Raw genomic sequence first — 26,610 nt, forward strand, 5'->3', positions numbered from 1 at the left:
TGCGGCTCGATGCCGGCCGGATTGAAAAAATCGTTGACGCTCTTTCCAATTATTTTATGCTTAAAATGCTGTTTGAGCGAAATGATCGTATCGGACGAGGAGAACTCGGAGAGGGGACGTTGATGCTAGACCCGCATTGCCATTCCAGCAGCATCATGGTGGAGCGTCCCGCAGCCGTCGCATTCGAATTGATGTCGGACGGGCTGCAGCAGGGGCGCTGGGCATGGGGCAGCCTTAACCGGACCGAGATCGAGCCGGGATTGTTTTGCGGCACGTCCATTTTCTCGGGCAAGCAGACCTATGTCCGCCTCAATGTCGACCGGGCGCGCTTCCAGGTGGACTATGATGTCGGCGGCTCGAAAGAAACCATGCAGTTCCGCAACATGTCGCGGGTCATTCCTGGCGAACTGCTGAGGATGGGAGCCGACACATGCGTCGTCACGCTGCTGACCTGGCGCTTGCAAACGCAGACAGACGCAGAATGGATCCAATTCGGCACGATCCATGAGGCGGAGATGTTCCTGATAAAAGGTCTTCTCGAGCGCGATTGAAGGATAAAATGACCCATTCCCCCTATCTGCTGTTTGAAGACAGGGCGCGGGCAATGCCCGATGCGCCCCTCTTGATTGCGCCGGCCAGCGCCGGGCTCACCTATGCGCCGCAGGGGTTCCGTTACAGCTATGGCGACGTGTTCGCGGACGTCGCCACCCTCAGCAAACGCTTCGCCTCCGCCGGCTATGGTCTCGGGTCACGCGTCGCCCTGCTTCTGGAAAACCGGCCGGAATTTTTCACTTTCTGGCTGGCATTGAATGCCATCGGCGTGTCGATCGTACCGATCAATCCGGATCTGCGGCGTGACGAACTTCTCTTTCAGCTCGATATGGCCGAGGCGCCGATCCTGATCGCAATTTCCGAGCGGCTGACGGAGCTTCGCGACGTCAATCCCGGCAAGGTAACGGTTGTCGGCGTCGATGAAGAAATCCCGCCGTCGCCCTTTGCCTTTAAGGCTCAGACTGGCGGGCCGGATGCCGAATGCGCTCTGCTTTTCACCTCCGGCAGCACGGGCAAGCCGAAGGCCTGCATCCTCTCCAACATCTATTTCATCCGGCTTGCCGAGTGGTACACCACCCAGGGCGGCGTCGCGAGAATGGAAGATGGGAGCGAGATCGCACTGACCCCCTTGCCGATGTTTCATATGAACGCGCTTGGCTGCACGGCGGTCGGCATGATCATGAAAGGCGGTGCGATCGTGCCGCTCGACCGCTTCCATTCCAAGAGCTGGTGGGCGTCGATTGCCGATTCCGGCGCGACCATCATCCATTGTCTGGGCGTTATTCCGGCCATCCTTTTGCAGATGCCGGCTGTTGCGGCGGAACGTGCCCATAGGGTGAAGTTTGCGCTCGGGCCGGGTGTCGATGCCCGGCACAAGATCGAGTTCGAGGAGCGCTATGGCATTCCGATCGTCGAGGCCTGGGCCATGACCGAGACGGGTGGCCGCGCCGTGACCACCACGGCGGCCGACGACTACACGCCGGGACTGCGCTGTATCGGCCGGCCCCGCGCCGGCATGGATTACAGGATCGTCGATGATGCCGGTGGTACGGTCGAAACGGGCACGCCCGGCGAACTTCTGGTGCGGGCTGAGGGTGACGATCCGCGCGACGGCTTCTTCAGCGGTTATCTGAAGGACGAAAAGGCGACGGAGGCGGCCTGGGAAGGCGGCTGGTTCCACACCGGCGATGTCGTCTATGCCGATGACAATGGCCTTCTCTACTTCTTCGATCGCAAGAAGAGCATCGTGCGTCGCAGCGGCGAGAATATTGCGGTGCTGGAAGTTGAGGCGGCGCTCGCCAAACTTCCCGCCGTCAAGGCATCGGCTGTGACGCCGGTGCCTGACGATCTGCGCGGCGAGGAGGTTTTTGCCTTCATCGTCGAGGGTGATACCGCGGCCGCTGGCGATCCGATGCAACGAGCCTCAAGCCTCATCGGGAGCTGCGGTGACTATATCGCCTACCACAAGCTGCCCGGCTACGTCGTCTTCGTCGACAAGCTGCCCGTCAGTTCCACGCAGAAACTTCAGCGCGGCCAAATAAAGACCATGGCGGCAAAGGCGGTCGAAGAGGGTTCGGCAATCGACCTGCGCAAGCTGAAGGCCGCCATCCGCAAGGGCGGCTGAAGCAAGCCTTTCGAGCCGAGGCATTTCTGCTATACTATAATTCAAGACTAAAATCCTTATTAGGAGTTTCATATGACCCCGGAGAAGATCCTCTATGAAACCGCGGTCACCGCTTTTGGCGGCCGGGACGGCAAGGCGCAGAGCGCAGACGGCAGTTTTGCCGTCAATCTTTCCGTGCCGAAAGGACTTGGCGGGCCAGGCGGGGAGGGCACCAACCCAGAGCAACTGTTCGCGGCCGGATATGCCGCCTGTTTCCTGGGCGCAGTCAAACTCGTTGCGCGCACCCGGAAAATCGCGCTTCCGGACGATGTGTCCGTTACCGCCAAGGTCGGCATCGGCCCGGTCCCGGTGGGCTACGCGCTTGCGGTCGAGCTGACGGCTTCCCTGCCTGGCATCGACAAGGCCGTGGCGGAGGAAATCGTTGCCGGCGCGCATGAGCGTTGTCCCTATTCCAATGCCACGCGCGGCAATGTCGACGTGATCCTGACGGTGGCCGGATGACGGCGTCACGCGCCCGCAAATCCTATGACGGCGTGGTTCTGGCGGTGCCGGTGACGGTACCCTATGAACGTTATTCGATCGAGAGCGCGCATTGGTGGCTGGGTCGGGCACTCAGGGCGCTGGCCGAAGGCGCGGGCATCAGCCATCGCGAGTTCGACGGCTTCGCTGTCGCAAGCTTCACCATGGGGCCGGATACGGCGATCGCGCTGACACAGCATTTCGGCCTGACGCCGCGCTGGCTCGATCACGTGCCGATGGGGGGTGCCGCCGGCATCGTCTCGATCCGGCGCGCGGCGCGGGCGGTGCAGGCGGGCGATGCCGACATCGTCGCCTGTGTTGCGGCCGATACCAATCAAGTCGATACTTTCCGAAAGACGCTCGCCAATTTCTCCCGCTTCGCCCAGGATGCCTCATATCCTTACGGTGCCGGCGGTCCCAATGCCAGTTTCGCGCTGATCGCTCGGGCCTACATGGATCGTTTTGGCGCCAAGCGCGAGGATTTCGGCAAGCTCTGCGTCGCGCAACGCGAGAATGCCCTCAACTATCCGCACGCGCTGATGAAGAAGCCGCTGACACTGGATCAATATCTGTCGGCGCGACCGATCGCCGAACCCTTCCACCTCTTCGACTGTGTTATGCCCTGCGCCGGTGCGGAGGCCTTCCTCGTCATGCGCGAGGAAACGGCATCATCGCTCGGCCTGCCTTTCGTGCGCGTCCTGTCTGCGATTGAACGGCACAATGCTTTCCCGGAAGACGCGGTGCAGTCCCGCGGCGGCTGGGCGATGGATCGCGGCGAGCTCTATGACATGGCCGGTATTGCACCCGACCATATTGATTTCATGCAAACCTATGACGACTATCCCGTTATCTCCATGATGCAGTTTGAGGATCTCGGCTTCTGCCAAAAGGGAGAGGGGCCGGATTTCGTACGCCAGCACACCTTCACGATCGATGGCTCCTTTCCGCACAATACATCGGGGGGGCAATTGTCAGTCGGACAGGCGGGAGCCGCCGGTGGGCACCTCGGCATCGTCGAGGCCATGCGCCAGCTTCTGGGCCTGGCCGGCGGCACACAGGTTGCCGATGCGAAGATCGGCCTGGTTTCCGGTTTCGGCATGATCAACTACGACCGCGGCCTGGCGTCAGCGGCGACGATCCTGGCGAGGCAATCGACATGATCGGGCCATTGTCGCCGCCATCCATACGCAGCCGCAAGGCGCAGGGGCTGACGCTCGCCGCGGCCATCGGTCGCTTTGCCCTGCAGTGCTGCGCCCAATGTGGGCGATATGCCTACCCGCCGCGCGATGCCTGCCCGCACTGCCTGTCTGCCGATCTGCCCTTTATCGATGCGCCGACCGGCGGCCTGTTGCTCTCGCAGACCTGTATCCGGGTCACGAGCGATCCCTATTATCGCGAGCATATGCCTTGGCGCGTCGGACTGGTGCAGCTCGATTGCGGACCCAGCGTCGTGACCCACCTGCATGGTGATTGTGCCGGCGCCGGCAGCCAAGTACGCCTGTCGCTACAGCTTGACAAAAGCGGCCAAGCCGTTTTTTTCGCCGGACCTACTTCCGCGATGCCGCCTATGGAAGACGATCGTCAGTGGCGTGAAATCGTCGCCCACCCCAAGCATCGGCGTGTGCTGATCACCGATGGTCGCAATCCGGTGGCTCTGGAATTGGCCGTAGCGCTGAGAAAAGCGGGGGTATCGACGATACATATCGGCGTCGCGGACGACCGGAAGCCCTTCGACGAGCAGCAGCAGTTTGAAGCGATCGACGGCGTCCAGATTGTTGATTTCGATCCTGCCGGCGAGGGATCGCTGAGGGAATTGGCGGCTGATCTCGGCGCCAAGATCGATATACTCATCAATTCCGCCGATCACGCCCAGCTTAAGCAACTGTTCGATGCGGCCGCTGGCGACACGACGCATGAGGTGAAGGATCTCACAGTCAAAGCGTTGATGGACTTTGCGCAGTCCTTCGGACCTGCAATGCGCGGGCGTGCGTCAAAGGGCGCTCCGGCCTGGATCAATTTGCTCTCGGTGGATGAGCGGCTTCTCGGCGTTCCGAAGGCGGTCGAACGCAAGGCTCGTCCATGAGTGCTGGCGTAGAATGCCTTATCGGCGGATCGGGCAGTCCTTTGCGCGTGCTGGCACTGGTTCAGGGACGCTCGACTGGATGAGGGCCGATCGCCACGCGCCGGGCCGCGGTGTCGTAAAAACTCGTCAAAAGCTCCAGCATTTCCGTGGCGTCGCCGAGCCCTTTTTCCGCATGATCCATCTTCTGGATCAGGGAAATCAGCAAATGCCGTCGCAGCGCGCGGTAGTCCTGGGTCAGCTTGTTGCCTTTGCGCGTCGGTACATACAGCGTATCCTTGCGCGACCGGCCCTTGACGCGCTCGATCAACTGCAAGGCCTGCAGTTTCTTGATCGCGTATTGGATATTGGCAGTGTCGTCACGGCCGAGCAGACGGGAAATTTCAGCAAGGCCCTTCGGCTTGTTGCGGTAGCGGATCGTATGAAGGACAGCCGTATCAAGGCCACTGAGGCTCGATCCGGCCAATTCGCTGCTACATTCGGACTGCCAGCGCACGAAGGCGGCTGAAATCCGCCACAGCGACCACTCGAATTCCGTCAGCGCGGCTTCCGACATCTCTGTCGTCGTCTCTCCGAGTGGATTTTCGAGTGCTGCAGGCGAATTCATTTGGCTCCCCAGATTGGATATGGCTACGATTAAAGCCTTAAATTCTCGTTTTGACGAGAGCAAAACGACGCATGACAACGAACATAACGAGGGAACAATGCGTATATTCTGGCAAAGCTTTATCGATGCCACGGCCAGCGCCGCCTATATGAAGCAGCTTTCGGACTATCTGAACGGGATCGCAGAACCCGGCACGACGGTCGACGTTTTCGGCATCAGCCCGCCGGACCGGCACTTCGGGCGATTGGCGGAATTCCGCTGCGCGGCAATCGCGATAGACAACGGGCTGGAGGCGGCAAGCCGGGGCTATGACGCTGTCGTTGTCGGCCATTTTCAAGACCCGGGACTTTACGAGCTCAAATCAGCGCTCACCATTCCGGTGATCGGCGCGGGCGAGGTCTCCATGCACTATGCCGCACGGCTCGGCCGGCGGATTGCACTCGTCACGCTCGACGATGTTTTCCTGGTCTGGCACTACGAACAGGCAGACCTTTATGGACTTGGCAGCCGTGTGAGGCATGTGGTCGGAATGAATTGCACGCCGGCCGATTTCAGTGCGGCTTTCGACGGCGATGACGAGGCGCGGCGGCGTATGCTCGCGGCCTTCAGCGCCTGCGCCGAACCCCTGGTTCGGGATGGCGCTGATATCGTGGTGCCAGCCGGCATCCTGCCCGGCCTGCTGGTCGGCGGAGAATATGGCTTCAAGGTGCTGCACGCGCCGGTGATCAACACCGCGGCGGTCACCCTAAAAAGCGCTGAAATGGACGTGCGCCTGCATAATATCGATGGCATCGAAGTGAGCCGCGGACCATTCTGCTCGCTCGCCACGCCTCAAGCAGTTGAGGATTTCCGCAACTTCGTAGCCAAAGGTAGGCAGGCGCCGCTGTTTCCGAGCGACGTTTGACTGGATCTCATGGTGCTGTCGCCACCCGGCATCTCGTGGACCACCACGATGTCATGCCCGAGGGCTGGCGTGTGCAATGCTCGACGCACCAACGTCCTGCGGCAGCCCGTTCGACTCGGTATTCATCTCTCGAAGTTGCGTGATGAACTGCTGCGGCCTCAGCCAGATGGCGGGTGTTTTGTAGCCCATGTGGCGGGCGATGTCGCCCACAAAGGCATTGCAATTGTAGAGCGATGCATCCCAGAGATGGGAAGTCGCTTGCTGCTTACGGATGAAGGCGACGACGTTGTCATATTCGACGTCCGTCAACAGCACGCGCCAGCTGGCCGACCTGTACTGTTCTTCCAGGTCGCCGTCGGTCGGTCCGGTCGTGGCCGGCACCGGCACGAAATGGCCGATCACATAGGGCGCCGCATCAGGTGAGGCCGGAGCGAGACCCGCGACTTCGGGGTTGATCATCCTTCCGTCCTTGTCCTCGGTTCCGAATACCACATAGGTATGGCCGTAGGTGAGCGCATAGCGCGAGCGGAATTCGATGAAGTGCTGGTTGGACGTGTTTTGAACGGGGGTAGTTGCCAAGCCACGACTATTGGAAGTGAAACGCGGCTGGGGACTTTTATCTTCCGTCTGGCACGAGGATAACGCAAATACCAAGAGAATAATAAGCGACAGACCGCCTCTTCCAAGCGTCATCACTGCGCTCCGTTTGCGAGCCCGACGAATACGGGACAGAAATATGATGATATGCCACTCTTGCGCCGCGAGTTAAAAACGGGAGAAGCTTGGCGAGGTTATGGTGGGGAAGAGCCAATCTGGCTCTTCCCCAATTTGTAGGCCAGTGTCTATTTGTAGACGGCTGCAGCCGGAGGCGGGGCCTTACCCTTACCTTTGCCGATCGACCCGCAAGCGCTCAGATTGGCAACGGCAACCATTGCAACGATCACGACTAGAATTCTGGTCATTAAGAAGTCCTCTCTCCTTAGACTGGCACACTTTATAGTAGGCGAATCAGATAGTAGCGGCGACTTATATAATAGACTAGTGCAGAAAGAACACAGATCGAACGGATTGTAGACGCCTCACTTTTCCCCAAAAAAACGAGATCAAATGACCAATACCCTCGTTCCTACGGGCGCGCGGCTATAAAGATCCATGATATTCGTATTCGTCAGACGGATGCAGCCGTTCGAGACCGCATGGCCAATCGACCACGGCGCATTCGTGCCATGCACCCGGAACATGGTGTCGCGCCCGTCCTGGTAAAGGTAGAGCGCGGCCGCCCCAAGGGGATTGAGCGGCCCGCCCGGAACGCCGTCGGCATACTGCATCAGCCGGGGTTTGCGCATCATCATGTCTTCGGTGGGCTTCCACGATGGCCACTCCGCCTTGTGGCCGATGGTGGCCTCGCCCTTGAAGCTCAAGCCTTCCTCCCCGACGGCCACGCCGTAGCGTGTCGCCCGGCCGTCGCCCTCGACGTAGTAGAGGTAGCGTTGCCCTGTGTCGACAACAATGGTTCCGGGTGGCTCACCTCCGTCATAGGCCACCTCCTGACGCTTGTACCGCGGATTGACGTCCGGATCCGACCCGAACGTGTACCACCCCACCGGCGGCCCATCCGAGTTTGTCGTACACCCCGATGCCACCAGCCCCAGACCACCCAGCACGAATCCCCGTCGTGTAATGCGGTATTTATTCATTTCCACCTGCCAAGCAATGGATTAGCCCTAGTTTCGTCTTTAACATCGCCGAGTATTCTAGCCAAGGCTCACATTCGCCGTATCTGATATAACCCCCAAAATGCCGGGAACACGCGCGCTGATCCTCTCGTTGTAGTAACCGATGAGCAACGCTTTGCATTGTGGGCTGGCAGCTGCAGAAGTCTGTGAGGTGAGGGTTTTGCCTATGACGAAACCTCTTGCATCGACCGTCCCGCTCTGCTCGATTAGAAATATATGAAATATAGGGGGGACAAAAATGGAGCTTGGCTTCAACGGAAAAGTCGCAATCGTGACGGGTGGTGGTTCAGGGATAGGCGCAGCTGTCTGCCGGCAGCTTGCCCAAGAGGGAGCATGTGTCGTCGTCGCCGATCTCGATGCCGATTCTGCGCACAGCGTTGCTGCCGATATCCGTTCGCAGGGGGGCAAAGCCCGTGGTTTTGCCGTCGATGTCAGTTGTGCGGAAGCCGTCGAGCAACTGGTCAACTTCGCTGTCCGGGAGTGTGGCGGCCTGAATCTGGCGGTCAACAATGCGGGGCTCGACGGCGTGCGGAAGGCGACGGCGGATTATCCGCTCGACGAGTGGCGCAAACTGATGAGCGTCAATCTCGACGGCGCCTTCTACTGCATGAAATACGAGATCGCAGCCATGTTGCCACAGGGCGGCGGCGCCATCGTCAACATGTCTTCCGTTCTCGGTTGCGTCGGATTGCCCTTTACGTCTGCCTATGCGGCAGCCAAGCACGGCGTCATCGGACTGACGAAGGTCACCGCGATCGAGTACGCGAAATTCGGTATCCGTATCAACGCCGTCGGCCCGGGCTGGATCGAAACACCGCTTCTGTCGGAACATCTGGAGGCAACGAGCAGTCGGCGCATGCAAGCACTCCAGCCAATGGGCAGGCGTGGAAAGCCGGAAGAAGTGGCCGCGCTCGTATGCTTTCTCTTGTCCGAACAGGCAAGCTTCATCACCGGAAGCTGCCATGCGGTAGACGGAGCCTACACCGCTCACTAGCGAACGCGTCTCGGGGTGCCTTGGACCATCACCTCCGCAGTGCAAAGTGGTGCAATCTGCAAACAACGATTTCGGTGGCCGCCGACGGGTAATGTCGGCGAGCCACCTCAGATCAGTGGCCCGCAAACACCAGGGTCTGCACTGGAAGCAGCAGCGCTTGTATGCGCAGAATCATGGCATGTACGAGGGCGACAGTGTCCACCACATGCAAGAATAGCCATCGCATCATCCCAATATTCTTATCGGCCAGCGCATCGTGATTGTTTGTGTAGGCATTGGCGATGCAACTGCTACCAGGCGGGATGTCGTCGAGTTCTCCCTCGAACAGCGGCTGCAGGAAGACCGTCAGCGTTCCCGGCTGCGCCATCTGCTGTACATCGACAAGCTGATCGGTCGGTCTTAGCTGTCCGGCAGCGATCACATCCTGAACCTCGGTTACGACCAGTGGAATGATTGTGAACGGTTTTCCGACGCACGTCGCTTCGGCAATCATTCCCCGTTTCATAACCTGCGCTTCGATTTGCCCGAATCCCGCAATCAGAGTGCCCTTGCCTGCCCCCGTGGGCACGAGAATCCCTGCGGGACGAATCATCGTATTCACGACATCGCCCGGACGCAGCGTAAACTGCTGGACCGTACCGGCGACGCCGGCGCGAACGATTGTCTTGTTCAATTCTACCTGCGCCTGTGCCAGCGCGGCTTCTGCGCTTGCTGTTTGCGCCGGCAACAGGTCATTGATCTTGGCTTCAAGCGTCTGCTTCTGAGCGAGTGCGGCATTCACAGAACCCTTGCGGCTATCGATGGTATTCGCCAGACGCTGGACTTCGCGGCGGGCAACGGCATCGTTTTTCAGGAGCTCTGACTTCATCTCGTATTCGTCGATTGCCACTTGAAGGGCACCCTGGGCCTGCTGGATTTGACCGTCTGCTGATGCCAATTCGGTCTGGGCCACCCTGGTCTGGGCTTCGAGCTCAGCAATCTGCCGACGTGCCGTCTCCAGGGCTGCTTTTTGCTGCGAGTCATCCAGCCGGAAAAGCGGTGCGCCGGCCGCGACCTTCTCATTGACCCCGACATAGACCTCGTCGACCCGTCCGATTGTTTCCGGCAGGATCGTCACCGTGCGGAACACTGCCGTCACACTCTTCGTCGAGGGATGGAAATAGAAGATCATCGTGATCAGCGAAACGGTGAGGATCAGACAGGCCGAGATCCCCCAGCGCAGTTCATACCACACGGTGTAAAGGTCGATTTCGTGACCGATCCGCTTTCCCTGCACATAACGTCGGTAAAGATAGTCTGGAAAGATGGTGAGGAGCGAGCAAAGCATCAACTCGAGCATGGTCAGGCTCCTTCACGATGAGTGTCGCTCTTCGAGTTCCCTTCGATGGGCTTTGGGGCGGCGTCGGCCATCAACGCCGGATCGCCACTCGTTTCAGGATCGCGGCCGGCAAGCTTGCCCAGCGATTGCGCGATCGAATAGAGCGGCGTCGAAAAGTCGGGAATATGGACGAAGGCGAGCAGCAGGGCCGCGATCCAGAAGAGATGGTTGTGGGTGAACAGCGAGATCAGCGCCAGCACGGCCACGATTTCCATCTGCACCTTGCTGGCGCGATGCGCCATGCGTTCCGGAAAGGCATGAAGCTGAAAGTAGAGATTGCCGACGGCGAGAATCATGGCGATCAGAAAAATGACCACGCCAATGGAAAGGTAGTCGGTGTGGCCCGGCGCGACGATGAAGACTGGCAGGTGGTCGACAGCGGCAGAATGTATATCTTGGGCCATCGAAGTCTCCTTTCTTTTGAGACCAAAACTTACGACGTGATGCATCCGCTTCGCGGCATACGAGGTCGACGATGGAGCGCAGGCTGGGCTTGAGATGGTCGACCGCGCAGCTCAAACTGCCCATAACTTCATTGCCCGACGCGTGGGGCCCCGACCATGAGGACCACGACGACACAGAGGCCGCGCAACCTCGACTTCGACAATCCGAACCGCAACCTCCTCTGCGGGTACGCTGGCCGTTGCGCTAAAGTCTTTCACTTCTTGGGCGCGCTTTTCGACGCTTCGAATGCATCCCTGTAGCCGCGTGCAATCGTCCGCACACCGCGCCCGATGTCCTCGTAGGCTTCGTCGGGCAGGTTCGCCAGGGACACACGCAACGACCAGTTAGGCGCTTCGAAGCCGCCGCCGTTCAAGAGCACGATGCCGTGAGCCTCGGCCAGCCGGAAAGCGAGATCCAGCGGGTGGATATTCTTCTTCAGATATTCAACCGCCTCGTCGCCGATATTTTTGCGAGCCCAGAACTCAAAATCGATCAGCCCGTAATAGGCATCGAAGTTGGCGTTCGGGTCGAGCTTAAGACCCATGCCGTCTATCAAGGTCAGGACGCGCCGATTGACGATCTCCTTGCAGGCAGCCTGATAACGCTTTTCCTCATCCATCATCTCGCAGAGGGAAAAGAGACTCATCATCACCTGCTGTGGGAGCGATAGTCCCGCCGTATGGTTGAGCGCGACGTCGCGACTGTCCGCGACGATACGATCGATGAATTTCAGTTTGCGCGGCTCGAGAGTGAGCGCGCCGTAACGCTTGTCCAGCGCTTTCAGATCGGCGCCGGTCAGCTTGGCGATCATCGTGTCGAAGATGTTTTCCTCGTGGATGGCGATGACACCGAGGCGCCATCCGGTAGCGCCGAAGTATTTCGAATAGGAGTAAACGCCGATCGTGTTCTGAGGGAGTTCACCAAGCAAGGAGCGGAAATCATCGACGAATGTGCCATACACGTCGTCCGTCAGCAGCATCAGATCCGGACGCTTGTTCTTCACCAAGCTCGTCAGTTTGCCGATGGTCTCCGCGCTCAGTGCCATGCCGGTGGGATTGCCGGGATTGACGACGAAGAATGCCTTGATCTTCGGATCTTCCAGTTTCTTGATCTCGTCGTCGGTGAACTGGAACCGGTTTTCTTGCGGCGCTTTGATATGAACGACCTTGAGGTCATAGTCCTCCAGATGCGTCATTTCGAGATAAGGCGTGAAGATGGGCGTTCCGAGTGCGATGGTGTCGCCAGGATGCAGCAGGCGATTGGCCTTCAGGGATTTGAAGATGTAGCACATCGCGGCGGTGCCGCCCTCGACCGCGTAGAGATCGAACTTGCCGGCCGGCCGCGGCTTGCCGCACATCGCCCATAATAGATACTCGTGCACAATCCGCTCATTGTGGACCAGCATTCTGTCGGGCACCGGATAGTTGTCGCCGATAATGGAATCGACGAGTTCATGGACGAATGCATCGGGGTCAAACCCAAATGTCTTGGTTGCAAACTGCAACATCGAGGACAGGAAGCCGGCACCTGGCATGTCGGCATGCTTTGCCAGCCACCCCTCTAGTCGCGCCGCAATACCTGTTGCCTGCGGCATTCCTGCCAGTCCGGCCGGATGCTCCCTCACCCGTTTGCACTCGGTGACGGCGAACTGCCCAAGCAGAAAAAAGCCCTCGCGCGGTGTGGTGGCTACCCAATTGGGATTGCCGCGACCGGCATTCAGGAACGCTGATTGCGTCGTCCTCGAGGTCTTCTTCGCCAGTTGGATCAACTCATCCTTGATCTCGAAAGGGCTAAGAGCCTCGAATTTGCGCAATGTAAGGGCATCAGCCATGATCTGCTCCTGTTGCAAGAATTGCGTGAAAGGCCAACCTTTCGCGGTTACGTCATCAACATCACGAGGACCATGCCCCAGGTCGTCAGCAATATGTTTCCGACGGCGTAGGTAACGGTGTAGCCGAGCCCGGGAATTTGGCTCATGGCGCGGTCGTTGATCATGCCAAGTGCGGCGGTGGTGGTGCGTGCGCCGGCGCAGCATCCCAGCAGAAGCGCTTCATCGAAGCGAAACAGGTATTTCCCGACATACATCGCCAGTATCAGCGGCAACGTCGTTACAAAGACACCCCAGAGAAACAGGCTGAATCCAAGCTCGCGCAGGCCCGCGACAAAGCCCGGCCCCGACGAGATGCCTACCACGGCGATGAACACGTTGAGGCCGACGGAATTCATGAACCACACGGTCGATGACGGAATCCGCCCGAAGGTAGGGTGTACCGAGCGGAGCCAACCGAAGAAGAGGCCGGCAGCCAATGAACCGCCGGACGTAGACAGCGTGAGAGGCACGCTCCCAACTCTGTAAACCACTGCGCCGAGAAGGGCGCCGAGCGCTATCGCCGCGCCGATAAAAGCCACATCCGCCACATCGGTGGCCCGGTCCGGACGACCCAACTTCTTGGTCGCGGCGGCTATGTCCTGGGTGCGTCCGACGAGATTGACGATATCGCCCCGTTGCAACTTAGTGTCTGGGAAAATCGGAATATCCGTCGCGGTCGCGCCTCGCGTGATCTTTCGCAGGAACACGCCGCGCGCGCCCTCGGATTTGGCCAGCTCGGCCAGTGTCATTCCGTCAACTTCCTTGCTGGTGATATAGACATCGACGCCTTCTATCGGCACCGCCAGCAGCTCGCGATCGTCGACTTCATCCGCCGCCGCGCCGATCAGATTGACCAGCACCTCGCGGCGGCCGGCCACCGCCACAACGTCGCCCGTCTGGATGACCGTATCGGCCGTTGCATCGATGATCTGTTTACCACGTCGAACACCCTGGACGAACACGCGCTGATCCGGAAGCAGCGCCTCGGCTTCCTGTGCCGTCTTGCCTATGGCTGGCGCCCCTTCCCGAATCCGGAATGCCCGCATCTCAAACCGGTGCCAAGCCGTCCCGGGACCACCCAATTCCTTCTTGCCCCCGTGCTTTTCCTCGTAGCGCTTGCACGCGGCCTTCAGATCGATACCGAGGAGCGCTGGCCCGACCATGGAAAGAATGATCGCGGATCCCATCGTGCCGAAGATGTAGGTCACGGCATAGGCAACCGGCATCGCGTTCAGAAGCGCCTTGGTGTCCTCGGCAGGCAGATTGAGGCGGTTAATCGCATCGGTCGCGAGCCCCATCGATGCCGAGATCGTTGTCGAGCCGGCGTAGAGCCCGGCTGCGGAGCCTACGCTGTAACCGGCCAACCTGGCGCCGATATAGGCAGCACCCAGACAGAACAAGCAGACCACGACGGCGAAGAGTGCCTGTGGAATTCCGTCCTGCGAGATGCCGCGCACGAATTGCGGCCCAACGCCGTAGCCTATGGCGAACAGGAACATCAGGAAAAAGGTCGGCTTGAGCGGCCCCGAAATCGTGATGCCGAGCTGTCCGATAATGACGGCGGCAATGAGCGTCGCGGTCACCGCGCCAAGGCCGAGGCCCTTGTAGGTAAACGAGCCGAAGTAGTATCCGAGCGCCAGCGACAGGAAAATGGCGATTTCCGGATAGCTCTGAAGCGTATGGACAAACCAATCGAACATGATGTCACCCGTTCGTGTGATAGAGATGATGCCGAAAACTGTAAGCGGTTTTCGGACGACATCACGCTCTACTTTTTGGTGTAGAGAGGGATTTCAGGTCGATCCGACCTGAGACCATCCGGCTCTACGCTATGGCGTATAGCTCACGCGGCGCGCTGCGCCGGCTTGCCGGTGCGTTTTGCGAGTGCTTCGGCACGTACCAGCTTCAGGCCTTCGGCGGCATCGTACCCATGGATTTCCTTCACATCGAGCTTGCGCATGAAGTCGATCGTCTCCCGAGTGATCACCTGGCCTGGCACCATGATCGGGAAACCTGGAGGGTAAGGAATGACGAAATTTGCGGAGACGAGATCAGGGCCTTCCTTCAGCCGCCGGTCGATCTCCGCATCGGCAAGCCGGATATACTCGCATCCGTCGGCACTGTAGGCGGAGTAGAAACCGCCGCGAATATCGCCTTCATTCGTCCGCTGGCCGGCATCCCTGCGGAAAGCATCGTGGAAATGCGAAAAGTTCGGCAGGTCCGGCACGTCCGTCATCAGGCTCTTCACGCGCTCCTCGAATTCCTTTCGGACGTTGGGACCGCTCTTGGCCAGGCGCCCATCGATTTCGGCACTGATTTCGACCAGGACGCGGATCAAATGAGCGACGTCGCTGCGCGTATTGTTGATGTTCGATTGCAGCAGGACGGAATTGCGGGACGTTTTGTTGAGTTGGATGTTGTAGCGGTCAGCGAGGAGTTTCTTGAATTGCGTGCCGTCAAATCCCGCTGTGCCGCAAACAAGCGTCATGCGCGTCGGGTCAAGGCAGAATTCATCTTCCTGCAAGCTGCGCCGCGCGGCAGCCCAGTTTGATTTTGGGTCGAGGTAGTCGGTAAATCCACTCTCGCGGTAAGACGCCGGCACCATCTTGTCGGCACCGAGAACGTGGAAATACTTGGAGATCAGCGGATGCCGGCTGACGGCTTGGCGGATTGCCAAGGCGATCTCGATCGCATTGTGCACAAGGCCATAGCCTTCCAGCTCCATCTGCCGGCGCGCCACGTCCAGACTGGCAATCAATTGCTGGTTCGGGCTGGTCGAGGCGTGGGTAAACACCGCCTCGTGGAATTGCGCTTCCACGCTACGGAACTCGACATCCTTTACCAGCAGCATCGAGCCTTGGCGCAGGGCAGACATCGACTTATGAGTGGAATTCGTCTGATAGACGCGCAGCTTGACCTTGCGCGGGTCGGGGATCAAACGCGTCTTCAGCAACATGTCGTCCGACGGAGTCGTACCGAGCTCTGCCTGTTGTTTCTCATAGTCGGCAACCGATTGGGGATCGCGGAGCCAGGCCTCGATATCGTTGGCGGCACCCATCGCCGTGCGCGGGCGCAAGAATGGGGAGAAACGTGCAAATCCGAACCACGCTTCATCCCACAGGAAAATCAGATCCGGCTTGATCGCCAGGCACTCCTCCATCACGCGCCGCGTATTGTAGATATGGCCGTCGAAGGTACAGTTGGTCAGATCAATCATTTTGGCGCGATGCAGTCTGCCATCCGCTTTCAGGTTCAACAGCGCCTCTTTGATGCTGCGAAGCGGTACCGCTCCGTACATCGAGTATTCCGTCATCGGGAACGCCTCGACATAAAGCGGCTGCGCGCCCGCCAGCACCATTCCATAGTGGTGGGACTTGTGGCAGTTGCGATCGACGATCGCGATATCGCCCGGCGCCAGCAGCGCCTGAACCGCCATCTTGTTTGATGTCGACGTTCCGTTGGTCACGAAGAAGACGTGGTCGGCGCCGAACGCCCGAGCAGCGAGCTCCTGTGCCGCCTTGATGTTGCCCGTCGGCTCCAACAGGCTATCGAGGCCCCCGGTGGTCGCACTACTCTCGGCCAGAAACAGCGTCGGACCGTAGAACTCGCCCATATCGCGAATCCAGTCGGACTTGAAAATCGACTTGCCTCTAGCAATCGGCAGGGCATGAAATGTGCCGACGGGCCGCTGTGCATATTTCTTCAGATTGTCGAAGAACGGCGTCTCGTACCGCCCTTGCACGCCTTCAAGGATCGCCAGATGAAGTTCGAGCAGTTCCTCGACGGAATAGAAGATTCGCCTGGCGACACCTGCATCGGCCTGGCCAGCCATTTCCTCGACCCGGCGATTCATAACCAGGTAGAGATCGAGCTCCGGACGCACCCGCTTGAGGATCTTGGCCAAGCCGAGGGCCGACGCGGTGTTCGCTTCCTTGGCGTCGAGAGACGCTAACTGGGACCGCAGCACCGGCGCATCGTGGCGCGAGCGCAGGGCAAATCCCTCGTTGATGACGACGGCTGCTATGTTGGCGTTGAGAATCGTCGCACAGAATGCATCCTCAAGGCTGCCGACGAAAACGGGCTCGTAAATGAACGTATCGAGTGGGCGCCGAAGCTTGCGCCATTCGGCGCAAAGCGCCGGCCAGCTCGACGCGGGTGCGCCCGTGACAATCAACGTCTCGAAATAGGGTCGGCGATGCTCCCGCCCACTCAGCGTCGATGGCACGATTTCCGAAACGCTGTCGCGAATATCCTCGCCGGCGTCCCAGTCGCTTGCATCGTGCCGGAACGACCGCGTCATCATGGCGCGTACGATGCGGTCTACAAGATGCACTGTGGCATGCGCATCGTCCGCAGCCGCGCGCTCCCGCAGCGCGGCCAGCAGTTGCAAACCTGGAAAGGCAAAATAGGCTTCTGTAATTGTCAGGTCCGCGACGACTTTCTCGAATTCGGCACGATCGAGCGAACCTGCAAGCCATGCATCGGCGGCATCGGCGAGGTCGCGCCATCGATCGGCCCGAGCATTCGGTCCTGCAAAGAATTGGTCAATCCGGCTGGCCTTATGCTTCGGTCGCTCGACATTTCGTCGCATAAATTCCTCCACCACCGAAAGATATTTTCGGTTGGAAAAATAGGCGATTGGCCGAAACTGCGCATTGACTGAAGTCAATGATGTCAGATTAAAGGGGAATGGTATTATGTTTTGATTTCATAAAATAGATTCGAGTTCTATTCGCTAAAAACGAAAATCGCGAATGAACACGCTGCCGTCTAATCCAGGCGTGATGACAACCCCCGATAGAGCCTCCTAAAGCGCCATTTGGGTATCAAAATAACGTGGATACTCCAGCTTCGCTTCGGCCTCGATTGACTGCGCCGACCTCATCCCATCGTTAGCACGAGACGCCCCCGTGAGATGGCTCCGGCCTCCATCAGCCGGTGCGCTTCGGCTGCATCTTGCAACGGCATGGTTCGGGCGACCTGCGGCTTGAGCATGCCTGCTTCGGCAAGATCCATCATCGTCTGCAACACCTCTTTGTCATCGCTGATCAAAGCGCGTGTCACCGTCACACCGAATTCGGCGCTGCGATCGGTGATGGGATCTGCCACCAGCCACACCAGATGCCCGCCGGGCTTCAGGACTTTGTAGGACCTTTCATGGACGTCGCCGCCCATCAGATCGAAAACGACATCCTGATCGCGCAGAAAAGAGAAATCCTCCTGGTCGTAGGCGACGACACGGTTGGCACCGAGACCGAGCACATATTCGCGGTTCGCGGCACGGCAGGTGGCGGTGACCTCAGCTCCGATGTGGTGGCAGAGTTGCACCAGCAATCCGCCCACTGCTCCGGCGCCGGCATGAACCAAAACTTTGTCGCCGGACTTGACCTCGGCGGTCCGCACGCAAATCCAGGCACTGCGGCCAGGATTCGAAAATGCCACCGCTTCCGGGAAATCGAGATTGCCCGGGATGCGCACGGCATTCTTCGCATCGGAGGCTATTTTCTCAGCATAGCAGCCCTGGGAGAAAACCCCAGCCACAACGCTCACTCGGTCGCCAATCGAGAATTCGGTTACATCGTCGCCGACTGCGATGACTTTGCCGGCGCCATCGCGGCCGGGAATGCTCGGCATGGGCAGCGTAAAATGGTTCTTGAGATGGCCGGCTCGAAGTTTCCAGTCGAAAGGGGCGACGCTCGCCGCCGCAAGCTTTACCAGGATCTGGCCAGGTCCAGCAGCTGGATCAGGAAGGTCGAGATATTGCATGACGTCGGCCGGACCATGCTCGCTGTACTGGATCGCCTTCATGTCCTCTCCTTAACGCCGCCGGATTTCGTGGTGCGGCAAGCATAAAGTTTATGCTTAAAATTAAATTGGCCGCAAGCCTAGTTGCGCCGCATCTGCAAGGTCGACATCAATAATATGGCACAAATCCGTATACTGATTCTCGCGATTTATTACCATTTTCGTTCATTATCTCGATTTTCCCGTTGAAAACGGCAAAAAACTGAATACGTTTTCTCTAGAGGTATGGAATGGACAAACCTAGCCAAAATCTGGTGGAAACGATTTATTCCGATCTGCGGCTCAGGCTACAGCGGAGCGAGGTGTCGCCATCGGATCGTCTGGTGGATACGGAGATCGCAGATTCCTACGGCATATCGCGCATGCCGGCACGCGAAGCATTGTTGCGGCTGGTGTCTGAAGGTTATCTCATCGGCACGACGCGTGGATTTGCCGTGCGGGAACTCTCGCTTGCGGACATTTCCGGCCTGTTCGAAGTGCGCCGCCAGCTCGAACCGAGGGCGGCGGCGAGTGCTGCACGCGACATGACGCCCGATGTCGAGGCGGCGCTGACAGATGCGATCAGCAGGATCGAACAGACGCTGAGTGATGGCAACATTCCGGGGCTGCTAGCCGCCAACGTCGATTTTCGCAATACGTGGCTGAGGGCTGTGACGAACCCGCATATGGCCGTGACCATCTCGCGATTCATGGATTATTTTCAGTCCGTCCGGCTCGGGACATTTGCGGATCCCGCCGTCGCATCCCGTTATATCGACGGGCTTTCGGCCATTCACAGGGCCTTTCTGGCTCACGATCCGCTCGCCGTTCATGACCGCATGACGCTTTTTATGTTTGCCGCGGAGGAGGCCTATCTCTCCGTGCGCCGGCGCCAATTGGAAGAGGCGGAGGCCATCCACCCCATCCGCAGAAGACGAAAATGAAGAGGGAAACATGATCAAGACGCATCCGCTGAAAGGCCCGAACCGGCTGAAGCTCGGCGTATTTTCCGCCAATGCCGATGGCGGGCTGGCGATCACCGATGTGCCGGAACGCTGGGCTGCCGGCTGGCAGGACAATGTGACTGCCGCGCAGATCGCCGACCGCGCCGGGCTGGAATTCTTTCTGCCGATTGCGCGCTGGCGTGGCTTTGGTGGCAAGAACCGGGTGCGCGAATGGTCGTTCGAGACCTTCACCTGGGCGGCGGCGCTGGCGGCAGCGACCGAGAAGATCGGTCTGTTCATGACGGTGCACGTGCCGTTGGTGCATCCGCTTTATGCCGCCAAGTCGTTGGCGACCGTCGATCACATCAGCCAGGGGAGGGCGGGCCTCAACATTGTCTGCGGCTGGAACCCGAAGGAATTCGGCATGTTCGGCGTTCCCTTGGTCGAAAAAGGTTATGACCAAGCGGCCGAATGGCTGGAGATCGTTGAAAAGGTCTACGCCTCCGACGAACCCGTCGACTATATCGGCACCTACTATACGCTGACGGAGGCTGTCAGCCGTCCGGCGAGCCTGCAGATCCCGAGGCCGGTGACGATGAACGCCGCGTTCGGCGGTCCAGGCCGGGATTTTGCGGCGGCGAGCTGCGACTATCTCTTCACCACCTTTACCGAGATCGCCGGCGCTGGAAAGCATGTCGCCGACATCCGCGAGCGGGCGGAGAAGAAGGGCCGGGATGTCGGTGTCTACACCGTCTGCCATGTCGTTTGCCGTGAGACGCAGCAGGAGGCGGAGGATTATTATACCCGCTACGCTGTCACAATGGCCGACCACGCCGCCGTCGACCAGCATATGGCCGGCAAGAAGGAATTCTCGCAGTCGCATGATCGCGACGCCTATGACCGCTACCGCCAGCGCTTCGCCGGCGGCGCCGGCAGCTATCCGCTGATCGGTACGCCGGAAAAAATCGTCGAAGACATGCTCGCCATATCGGATCAAGGCTATGCCGGCATCGCCCTATCCTTCGTCAACTACACACAAGAACTGCCCTATTTCTGCGATCGGGTCATCCCGCTTCTGAAAAAGGCAGGGCTTCGCGTCGAATGAAAGGGTGCAGCATGGATAGGATGCCGCACGACGACCTGGAGACGGTCCGTCTGGCTTTTCGGGAAGGGATGGCAAAGCTTGCCGCCGCCGTCAGCATTGTCACGACGAACGGACCGGGCGGGCTTGCGGGTTTCACCGCGTCCGCCGTCTGTAGTGTCACTGACACGCCGCCAACGCTGATCGTCTGCCTGAACCGGTCGAGCTCGGTTGCGGCCATATTCGATCGCAACCGCTCGCTTTGCGTCAACACGCTCGCCTCCGGCCGAGAGGCGCTGTCACGGCTGTTCGGCGGCTCGACACCACAACAAGAGCGTTTCGCCGCCGGCGAATGGCTACCCGGCAAAACCGGAGCGCCGCGTCTTACGGATGCGATCGTCTCCTTCGATTGCGACGTCGAAAGTTCGGTCGAAAGCGGCACGCACCGTGTGCTTTTCTGCCGGGTCATCGATATCGCCCACGGACAGGAAGACGATGAGGCGCTCGTCTATTTCAGACGGCGCTATCATCGCATCCGCTAGGCGCCTAAGCGCGCTCCGCCCAGATTTTAGCGAGTTCGACGAGTGTCTTGACGCCTTTCTCCATGTCCTGCCGGCTGACCCATTCGAGCGGCGAGTGGAAAGCGTGGCCGCCGGCGAAGATGTTGGCGCAGGGCAGGCCCATGAACGACAGCCGCGAACCATCGGTGCCGCCGCGGATACTGCCGCGCACCGGCGCCATGCCAGCGCGTCGGACAGCCTCGATGGCGTTGTCGGCGATCTCCGGATGGCGGTCGAGGATGGCCTTCATGTTGCGATACTGCTGCTTGACCTTGAAGGTGTAAGAGGAGCCGGGATATCCCGCCATCACGTCCCTAACGATCGCCTCGAGCATGGCCTCCTTGGTGGCGAGACCATCGTCGTTGAAGTCGCGCACGATAAAGCTGAGGGCTGCCTTTTCCATCGATCCGGTCACGCCCGTCGGGTGAACGAAACCCTCCCTGCCGTCCGTCGTCTCGGGCGCCACATCCTTTGGCAGGCGGCTGATGATCGCGCCGGCGATCTTGATGGCGTTTTCCATTTTCCCTTTGGCAAAACCGGGGTGGATGGCGACGCCTTGAATGGTGATCTCGACGCCGTCGGCGGAGAAGGTCTCATCCTCGATATGGCCGGCCGTTTCGCCGTCGACGGTGTAGGCGAACTCTGCGCCGAGCTTCGTCAGATCGACCTTGTCGACGCCACGCCCGATTTCCTCATCGGTCGTGAACAGGAGTTTGACTGTCCCGTGTTTGATCTCTGGATTGTCGACGAGGAATTGCGCTGCCGTCACGATCTCGGCAAGGCCGGCCTTGTCGTCGGCGCCGAGCAACGTCGTGCCGTCGGAGGTGATGATGTCGTTGCCGATCTGGTCGCGCAGCACCGGATTATCGCTGACGCGAATGATCTGCTGTTGATCGCCTGGAAGCTGAATGTCGCCACCACTGTAGTTTCGCACGATTTGCGGCTTGACGTTGGTTCCGGTGAAATCGGGCGCGGTATCCATGTGCGAACAGAAGCAGATGACTGGGACCGGCCTGTCCACATTGGAAGGAATGGTTGCGTAGACGTAGCCGTAGTCATCGAGATGCACATCGGAAAGGCCGATCGCCAGCAATTCTTCGACCAGAATACGGCCGAGATTCTTTTGCTTTTCCGTTGAGGGCTGTGTCGATGATTTGGGATCCGATTGGGTGTCGATAACGACATAGCGAAGGAAGCGATCGGTAACAGTATCGGTCATGAGCGTGGGGTCCAATATATGCCTATCAGCGATAACTCAGCTATAGCCCTCGCCGGTGTGATCGTGAATGCATTTTCGGTTTGCCGAGGCGTTTTGTCGGTGCGGCAATCCGGTCGGCTCCACCAAAATGGGTAGAACAATTACTCCATTTGGCCGATTGAGATAACCTGCGCTGGCACTAAGCTTAATGACAATTAAGGGATGCTGAATCCGATGCCGCCGGGCCGCGGTCAAGTCGCAGCGGGAGGAGTGTAACGCTACGCGATCTACGGGCTACTGAAGTCGGAACGGCGAATTCTTACGTTCCAAGCACCCGAGCAGAGTTTTCCGCATTCTTGACGTGCGTAACTAGGTGAACTCTGAGACGAAGATCGCTGCCTTTTGGGGGCGGTCCGAGAGGGAGGGACTTATGCCTGGCTCAATCACCGTCTGGGAAAAAGATCCTGCCGTGGGCGGGCTCACGACCGCCCCGATACCTGACGTCGGTAAACTGCCGTTGGCTTTTAATTTCCCTGCCGCCCCTCCTTATAGCAGCAACCCGGCAACCGCGGAATTCCGTTACTGGAATGCTGCGGCAACTTTAAGGAGAGCTGCGGACTTCTGGGCTGCGAGCATGCAGCCGCCGGTCGAGTGGAATGGCAGTGCGATACTCGACGTCTACCTCGATCGAGGGGTGGCTCTGCAATCCAAATATGACGGGCAGGCGTTGAATTTCTATCACGGCTCGCCTAACGGAAACCTGGCCGTCGTCGTCTATTCCGGCGCAAGTCCTGATCTGCTTTGTCACGAACTCGGTCACGCCGTTCTGGATGCCATCCGTCCTGATTTGTTCAACAGAGGTCTTTTGGAGACTGACGCCTTCCATGAATCCTTCGGGGACATGAGCGCCATACTCTGCGCATTGCAGATCCCCACGTTTTGCTCTGCTGTTATCGGAGAAACCGGCCAGAACTTCTGGAGTAGCTCGAGCCTGTCGCGAATAGCCCCGCAGTTCGGTGCCGCCCTGCGCATGGAGAACCCGAATCTGGCCGATGCCGATTGCCTGCGCAATGCGTGGAATGACCATCCCTATAGCAACCCTGCCGGGCTGACCGCTGCAGGCCCGCCTGGCACGGTCGCGGCCAATCCGCACTCCTTTTCCAGGGTGTTCACCGGCGCTTTCTTCGAGGTGCTCGCCGGTATGCTTGCACTCAAGACAGGCAACAATCCGCCTACACCTCAGGATTTGCAGCAGGTCAGCTGTGATATGCGAGACATTCTGGTCGAAGCTTTAGGGCAAGCGCCCCTTGTGCCTGGTTTCTATGCAAGCATCGCTGGAGCTATGGTGACGGCAAGCCTCGGTCCCGGTCCCGGCCGCGGTCCGGCTGTCCAACAAGTCTTCCAAAACGTATTCGTCCGCCGGAAGATTCTTCCGCCGCCTGCGATTGTCTAAGGAACGGCTTCGACCACGGCTTTGATACAAGCATAAATTGCTTCTTCGCCTGACGCATATGTTTCTTCACTGGTGGGGGTAAAGCATGGCATCCGTGAGCAAAAAATACTCAGCGCGTTCGCAACTGGCAGGATTGGCGCTCGGCATAGGTGCCGGGCTTGCATTGATGGGCACAGCAGAAGCACAAACCCCACAGTGCAACTTCCTGCTTAGACCGGACTATCTTCGCGCTGTGGTAAATCCTCCACCAACCGATCGGCAAGAGATCATGGATCTCTTACATCGCTACAATTGGGCGCTGGACGACGCGAGCGATCAAGGCGTGGACGCCATGCTGCTTGACAGCGTGTCTTATGAGTTGTGCGACGCGGGGCGCGTCCAACTAGAAAAGACCACCGGCAAGGCACAGCTGATCGAACATCTCAGGCAGATAAACTCTCTGATGGGAGAGACCAGTCGGAGACGACATATCGAAAGCAACACCCTTCTCCACCTGGTGGATAACGACACGGTCGAGGGCAAGTCGACTATTGCGGTAACCATACAATTCACCGGGATCGAGACACCCGTGCTCGACTATACCGCGACGCTCGTAACCATGTTCAAGAGAGATGCCGGCCTTTGGAAATTCGCGATGATCGTGTTGATCCCGGATGGACCAAAGATCGCTCTGAGGGCCCGTTGAAAGTGATTACGGTCCGCGGCCCGGGAAGCTCGGAGTAACTGATGCGGTCTGTTGCTTCTGCATCGCTCGTTTTGCTTGTCGTAACCCTACTGCTATCCGGCGCCGCCTTGTCTGCGTGGGTCGTCGTCGATGCGGGCCAAGTCCGTCGCCTCCGCACCGTCGTTGCCGATACATCTGAATGCATGGACAATGATCGTTGCGACAGGCTGACGGGCTGCGTCGCGCCTGTTCGTCCGCCGGGACCACTCGCAGAAGCGCTTCCTGACGATGCAGCACATCGCCGTTATGTCGACGATCTGAAGGCCTTCCAACGCTGCCGGCATCTGGCCCAGCTCCGGGTGAACATCGACCAGACCGAGATCAAGGTCGTGAGCGTCACCGCACCGGCGGCCGAGGCGATGTCCTTCGCGGAGATCGCCAACCGATGGAACGGCGACTTTCTCTGGGAGCCGGCCTCTGCGAGCACCGACACCATCACCAGATTCGGCGACGAGGCACGATCCGTTTTGGGCCCCATCCCGGATATCGATTGCAGCGAGGGTGAAGCAAAGGTTATACCCTTGGAAATCGACGGAGATATCGTCGACCTGAAACCAAACCCGAGTATCGTCGGAAGTCCTCTGCAATTCGAACATCGGGACACCGCCGGCAATGTCGTCAGGTGGAGCACCGAGATCGCCAGCTGCGACAAGCCTTCGCTCGCTGGAAACGTTACCTATTGCGGCATGAATTCACGCGTAAGCCGTAAGGCGACAGGAAGCGTGGAATGGGTCTCACTCTGCCGGAAATCCAGCCCGCATCTTGAAATCGATCCGGAACCTTACTGGCAGAAGGAAAATCCGACATTCGCTCGGCTCGGGATCATCGGCTTTAATCGGCAGAGTGGAGAAATCGTCTTCTTTGACGGAGGCAAGGATCGGCACGACTTCAACTGGACGCAGACATTCACGCCTCCAGGTGGCCGTTCCTATGCCGACGTCAATGGCCGCGCGGCAGCCGCCAGGCTTTACGACCCGACATTCCAAATCCAGTGTTCCGCATGCCACGACAACAAGAGCCCCTATGTCATCGACCCCCATATCGGCCAGGCAAGGATCGGATATCATGGCGGAGCAAAGGGCGAAAGGGCCGCTGCCTTCAGCCTCGGTGACTATATCCCGAAGACGACGCACGACGAACGATTGCCATTTCGTGTCATCGGTTCGGCGTATACCGCAACCTATGCCGCTGATCTCGCCCGCGCGAAAACGGTCCTGGATCCCTCAGGGAACTGCACGGAATGTCATACGCTGACGACGCAGGTTACCGGGCAACGCCTTGCGGCAGATGCCGCAGGCCGAGATCCAGTGGTCACGAACCCGAGCTGGGCACAGGTCGTTGGCGTTCGGGCCGAGCGGCAAAAACTTAGCGAAATCAATGCGCACCGGACGGAGTGGGCTCGCCGGTCGGGGCCAGGCAAGATCCATCCGTGGATGGTACCTCGCGATGGCGGCAACATTGCTGCACCAGGGGGGGAGATCGGCGAAGACGATTGGCGGCAATTGAGCAACTGCATTTGGGAGGCAGGAGGAGGAGAGTGTGGCTATCGTCCACTCTTCACGGCCTGCCCTGCCCCTGGCAGACAATCAGGCGGAGACGGTTCTCAACCCACTGACATCTCGTCCGAGGTGCTGCCGATGCCCGCGCAGGAAGCCGGCGCAGATCGTGTCCTTCGTCTGAATTGGCGCTACCTCAACGATTACGGCCGCGTCCCGCAGCGGGATGACGTTCGGTTCAACATCGCGATTAAATCAACCCCTATCCCGCCGTCGGGGAAAGCTCCCTTGGCAAGCGACTATCCGACAGCAATGGAAGCCAGAGACGATAAGTTCGATCCCGTCGTCGGCTCCGTTGGTACCTCCGGAGCAGCGATGTTCGTTGGCAACATGTCCTACTTTGGCCACAAGCAATTTACCGACCCGACGCCTGCCGCGACCCCGCGTGAATTCAGGGCAGACCTGCCGGCCATGTGCAACAGACGCTATCTTGCACGCATCCTGCCAAAACGGTTCTGTTTCGATCAAAGCGACATCAAATATGCGGACGAGAGCTATCTGCTTTATGCCGATATTCGGTGTGACCAGCCGTGACGTTTTTATATTCTAAATACCTTATGAACCTATGATTAAAAATGCTAAGCTCTGTATGGGGATACGCA

Annotated in this window: 23 protein-coding genes and 1 pseudogene; 13 read left to right on the forward strand and 11 right to left on the reverse strand. The window is 59.0% G+C overall.

Going from position 1 to position 26,610, the window contains the following annotated elements; translation table 11 throughout:
* Positions 1-122 precede the first annotated feature (122 nt).
* From FHT86_RS13445 to FHT86_RS13465, 5 genes are all read left to right on the forward strand, one after another.
* Positions 123-551: a hypothetical protein gene (locus FHT86_RS13445; protein WP_133707309.1), complete on the forward strand. Its 429-nt coding sequence runs from the start codon at positions 123-125 to the stop codon at positions 549-551.
* An 8-nt stretch (positions 552-559) separates the two neighbouring features.
* Positions 560-2,176, forward strand: a complete 1,617-nt coding sequence (locus tag FHT86_RS13450) for an AMP-binding protein (RefSeq protein WP_133707310.1) — start codon at positions 560-562, stop codon at positions 2,174-2,176.
* Between the two features lie 72 nt (positions 2,177-2,248).
* Positions 2,249-2,677, forward strand: coding sequence for an organic hydroperoxide resistance protein (locus tag FHT86_RS13455; RefSeq protein WP_133707311.1), 429 nt, complete (start codon positions 2,249-2,251; stop codon positions 2,675-2,677).
* Positions 2,674-3,855, forward strand: coding sequence for a thiolase family protein (locus FHT86_RS13460; protein ID WP_133707312.1), 1,182 nt, complete (start codon positions 2,674-2,676; stop codon positions 3,853-3,855). Before FHT86_RS13455 ends, FHT86_RS13460 begins: the two co-directional genes overlap by 4 nt.
* Positions 3,852-4,778 (forward strand): zinc ribbon domain-containing protein, encoded by a 927-nt coding sequence (locus FHT86_RS13465; protein ID WP_133707313.1) that lies wholly within the window; start codon positions 3,852-3,854, stop codon positions 4,776-4,778. Before FHT86_RS13460 ends, FHT86_RS13465 begins: the two co-directional genes overlap by 4 nt.
* Before the next feature lie 61 nt (positions 4,779-4,839).
* Here FHT86_RS13465 and FHT86_RS13470 read toward each other — a convergent pair whose 3' ends face one another.
* Complete coding sequence (locus FHT86_RS13470; protein ID WP_133707314.1) at positions 4,840-5,382, reverse strand: winged helix DNA-binding protein; 543 nt, start codon at positions 5,380-5,382, stop codon at positions 4,840-4,842.
* 97 nt (positions 5,383-5,479) lie between these two features.
* Here FHT86_RS13470 and FHT86_RS13475 point away from each other — a divergent pair, with 97 nt between their 5' ends.
* Positions 5,480-6,286, forward strand: coding sequence for an aspartate/glutamate racemase family protein (locus tag FHT86_RS13475; protein WP_133707315.1), 807 nt, complete (start codon positions 5,480-5,482; stop codon positions 6,284-6,286).
* A 117-nt stretch (positions 6,287-6,403) separates the two neighbouring features.
* Here the strand turns inward: FHT86_RS13475 and FHT86_RS13480 are convergent.
* The 3 genes and pseudogenes from FHT86_RS13480 to FHT86_RS13490 form a co-directional block, all read right to left on the reverse strand.
* A pseudogene (locus tag FHT86_RS13480) lies at positions 6,404-6,979 on the reverse strand (hypothetical protein); the annotation flags it as partial.
* 149 nt (positions 6,980-7,128) lie between these two features.
* A complete protein-coding gene (locus FHT86_RS13485; RefSeq protein WP_133707316.1) occupies positions 7,129-7,248 on the reverse strand; it encodes an ABC transporter in 120 nt (39 codons plus the stop codon).
* A 141-nt stretch (positions 7,249-7,389) separates the two neighbouring features.
* Entirely contained in the window at positions 7,390-7,983 is a 594-nt protein-coding gene (locus tag FHT86_RS13490) for a L,D-transpeptidase (protein ID WP_133707317.1), read from the reverse strand.
* 277 nt (positions 7,984-8,260) lie between these two features.
* Here FHT86_RS13490 and FHT86_RS13495 point away from each other — a divergent pair, with 277 nt between their 5' ends.
* Complete coding sequence (locus FHT86_RS13495; protein ID WP_133707318.1) at positions 8,261-9,016, forward strand: SDR family NAD(P)-dependent oxidoreductase; 756 nt, start codon at positions 8,261-8,263, stop codon at positions 9,014-9,016.
* 112 nt (positions 9,017-9,128) lie between these two features.
* Here the strand turns inward: FHT86_RS13495 and FHT86_RS13500 are convergent, their stop codons facing one another.
* The 6 genes from FHT86_RS13500 to FHT86_RS13525 all read right to left on the reverse strand — a co-directional run bounded on the left by FHT86_RS13500 (position 9,129) and on the right by FHT86_RS13525 (position 18,516).
* A complete protein-coding gene (locus FHT86_RS13500; RefSeq protein WP_133707319.1) occupies positions 9,129-10,355 on the reverse strand; it encodes an HlyD family secretion protein in 1,227 nt (408 codons plus the stop codon).
* 2 nt (positions 10,356-10,357) lie between these two features.
* On the reverse strand, positions 10,358-10,798 hold the full coding sequence (locus tag FHT86_RS13505) for a hypothetical protein (RefSeq protein ID WP_133707320.1): 441 nt from the start codon (positions 10,796-10,798) through the stop codon (positions 10,358-10,360).
* Positions 10,799-11,052: 254 nt separating this feature from the next.
* Positions 11,053-12,669, reverse strand: coding sequence for an aspartate 4-decarboxylase (aspD, locus tag FHT86_RS13510; protein WP_133707321.1), 1,617 nt, complete (start codon positions 12,667-12,669; stop codon positions 11,053-11,055).
* A 47-nt stretch (positions 12,670-12,716) separates the two neighbouring features.
* Complete coding sequence (gene aspT, locus FHT86_RS13515; RefSeq protein WP_133707322.1) at positions 12,717-14,408, reverse strand: aspartate-alanine antiporter; 1,692 nt, start codon at positions 14,406-14,408, stop codon at positions 12,717-12,719.
* 143 nt (positions 14,409-14,551) lie between these two features.
* Positions 14,552-17,299 (reverse strand): decarboxylase, encoded by a 2,748-nt coding sequence (locus FHT86_RS13520; protein WP_133707323.1) that lies wholly within the window; start codon positions 17,297-17,299, stop codon positions 14,552-14,554.
* Positions 17,300-17,589: 290 nt separating this feature from the next.
* Positions 17,590-18,516: an NADP-dependent oxidoreductase gene (locus tag FHT86_RS13525; RefSeq protein WP_133707324.1), complete on the reverse strand. Its 927-nt coding sequence runs from the start codon at positions 18,514-18,516 to the stop codon at positions 17,590-17,592.
* A gap of 227 nt (positions 18,517-18,743) precedes the next feature.
* Here FHT86_RS13525 and FHT86_RS13530 point away from each other — a divergent pair, with 227 nt between their 5' ends.
* Genes FHT86_RS13530 through FHT86_RS13540 form a run of 3 tightly spaced genes read left to right on the forward strand, consistent with a single transcriptional unit; the run spans position 18,744 to position 21,059 of the window.
* Positions 18,744-19,436, forward strand: a complete 693-nt coding sequence (locus tag FHT86_RS13530; RefSeq protein WP_133707325.1) for a GntR family transcriptional regulator — start codon at positions 18,744-18,746, stop codon at positions 19,434-19,436.
* A 10-nt stretch (positions 19,437-19,446) separates the two neighbouring features.
* Positions 19,447-20,541, forward strand: a complete 1,095-nt coding sequence (locus FHT86_RS13535; protein ID WP_133707326.1) for an LLM class flavin-dependent oxidoreductase — start codon at positions 19,447-19,449, stop codon at positions 20,539-20,541.
* Positions 20,542-20,552: 11 nt separating this feature from the next.
* Positions 20,553-21,059 carry a flavin reductase gene (locus FHT86_RS13540; protein ID WP_208116651.1) on the forward strand — a complete coding sequence of 169 codons (507 nt, stop codon included), beginning with the start codon at positions 20,553-20,555 and terminating at the stop codon, positions 21,057-21,059.
* 4 nt (positions 21,060-21,063) lie between these two features.
* Here the strand turns inward: FHT86_RS13540 and pepT are convergent, their stop codons facing one another.
* Positions 21,064-22,296 (reverse strand): peptidase T, encoded by a 1,233-nt coding sequence (gene pepT, locus FHT86_RS13545; RefSeq protein ID WP_133707327.1) that lies wholly within the window; start codon positions 22,294-22,296, stop codon positions 21,064-21,066.
* A 409-nt stretch (positions 22,297-22,705) separates the two neighbouring features.
* Between pepT and FHT86_RS13550 the strand changes: the two genes are divergently transcribed.
* The 3 genes from FHT86_RS13550 to FHT86_RS13560 all read left to right on the forward strand — a co-directional run bounded on the left by FHT86_RS13550 (position 22,706) and on the right by FHT86_RS13560 (position 26,542).
* On the forward strand, positions 22,706-23,728 hold the full coding sequence (locus tag FHT86_RS13550; protein WP_133707328.1) for a hypothetical protein: 1,023 nt from the start codon (positions 22,706-22,708) through the stop codon (positions 23,726-23,728).
* Positions 23,729-23,813: 85 nt separating this feature from the next.
* Positions 23,814-24,413, forward strand: coding sequence for a nuclear transport factor 2 family protein (locus FHT86_RS13555; protein ID WP_133707329.1), 600 nt, complete (start codon positions 23,814-23,816; stop codon positions 24,411-24,413).
* Positions 24,414-24,454: 41 nt separating this feature from the next.
* The gene (locus tag FHT86_RS13560) at positions 24,455-26,542 is read left to right on the forward strand and encodes a hypothetical protein (protein ID WP_133707330.1); all 2,088 of its coding nucleotides are present in this window, start codon (positions 24,455-24,457) and stop codon (positions 26,540-26,542) included.
* Positions 26,543-26,610: the final 68 nt, after the last annotated feature.

The organism is Rhizobium sp. BK313, assembly GCF_014193655.1.
Taxonomy (GTDB): domain Bacteria; phylum Pseudomonadota; class Alphaproteobacteria; order Rhizobiales; family Rhizobiaceae; genus Rhizobium.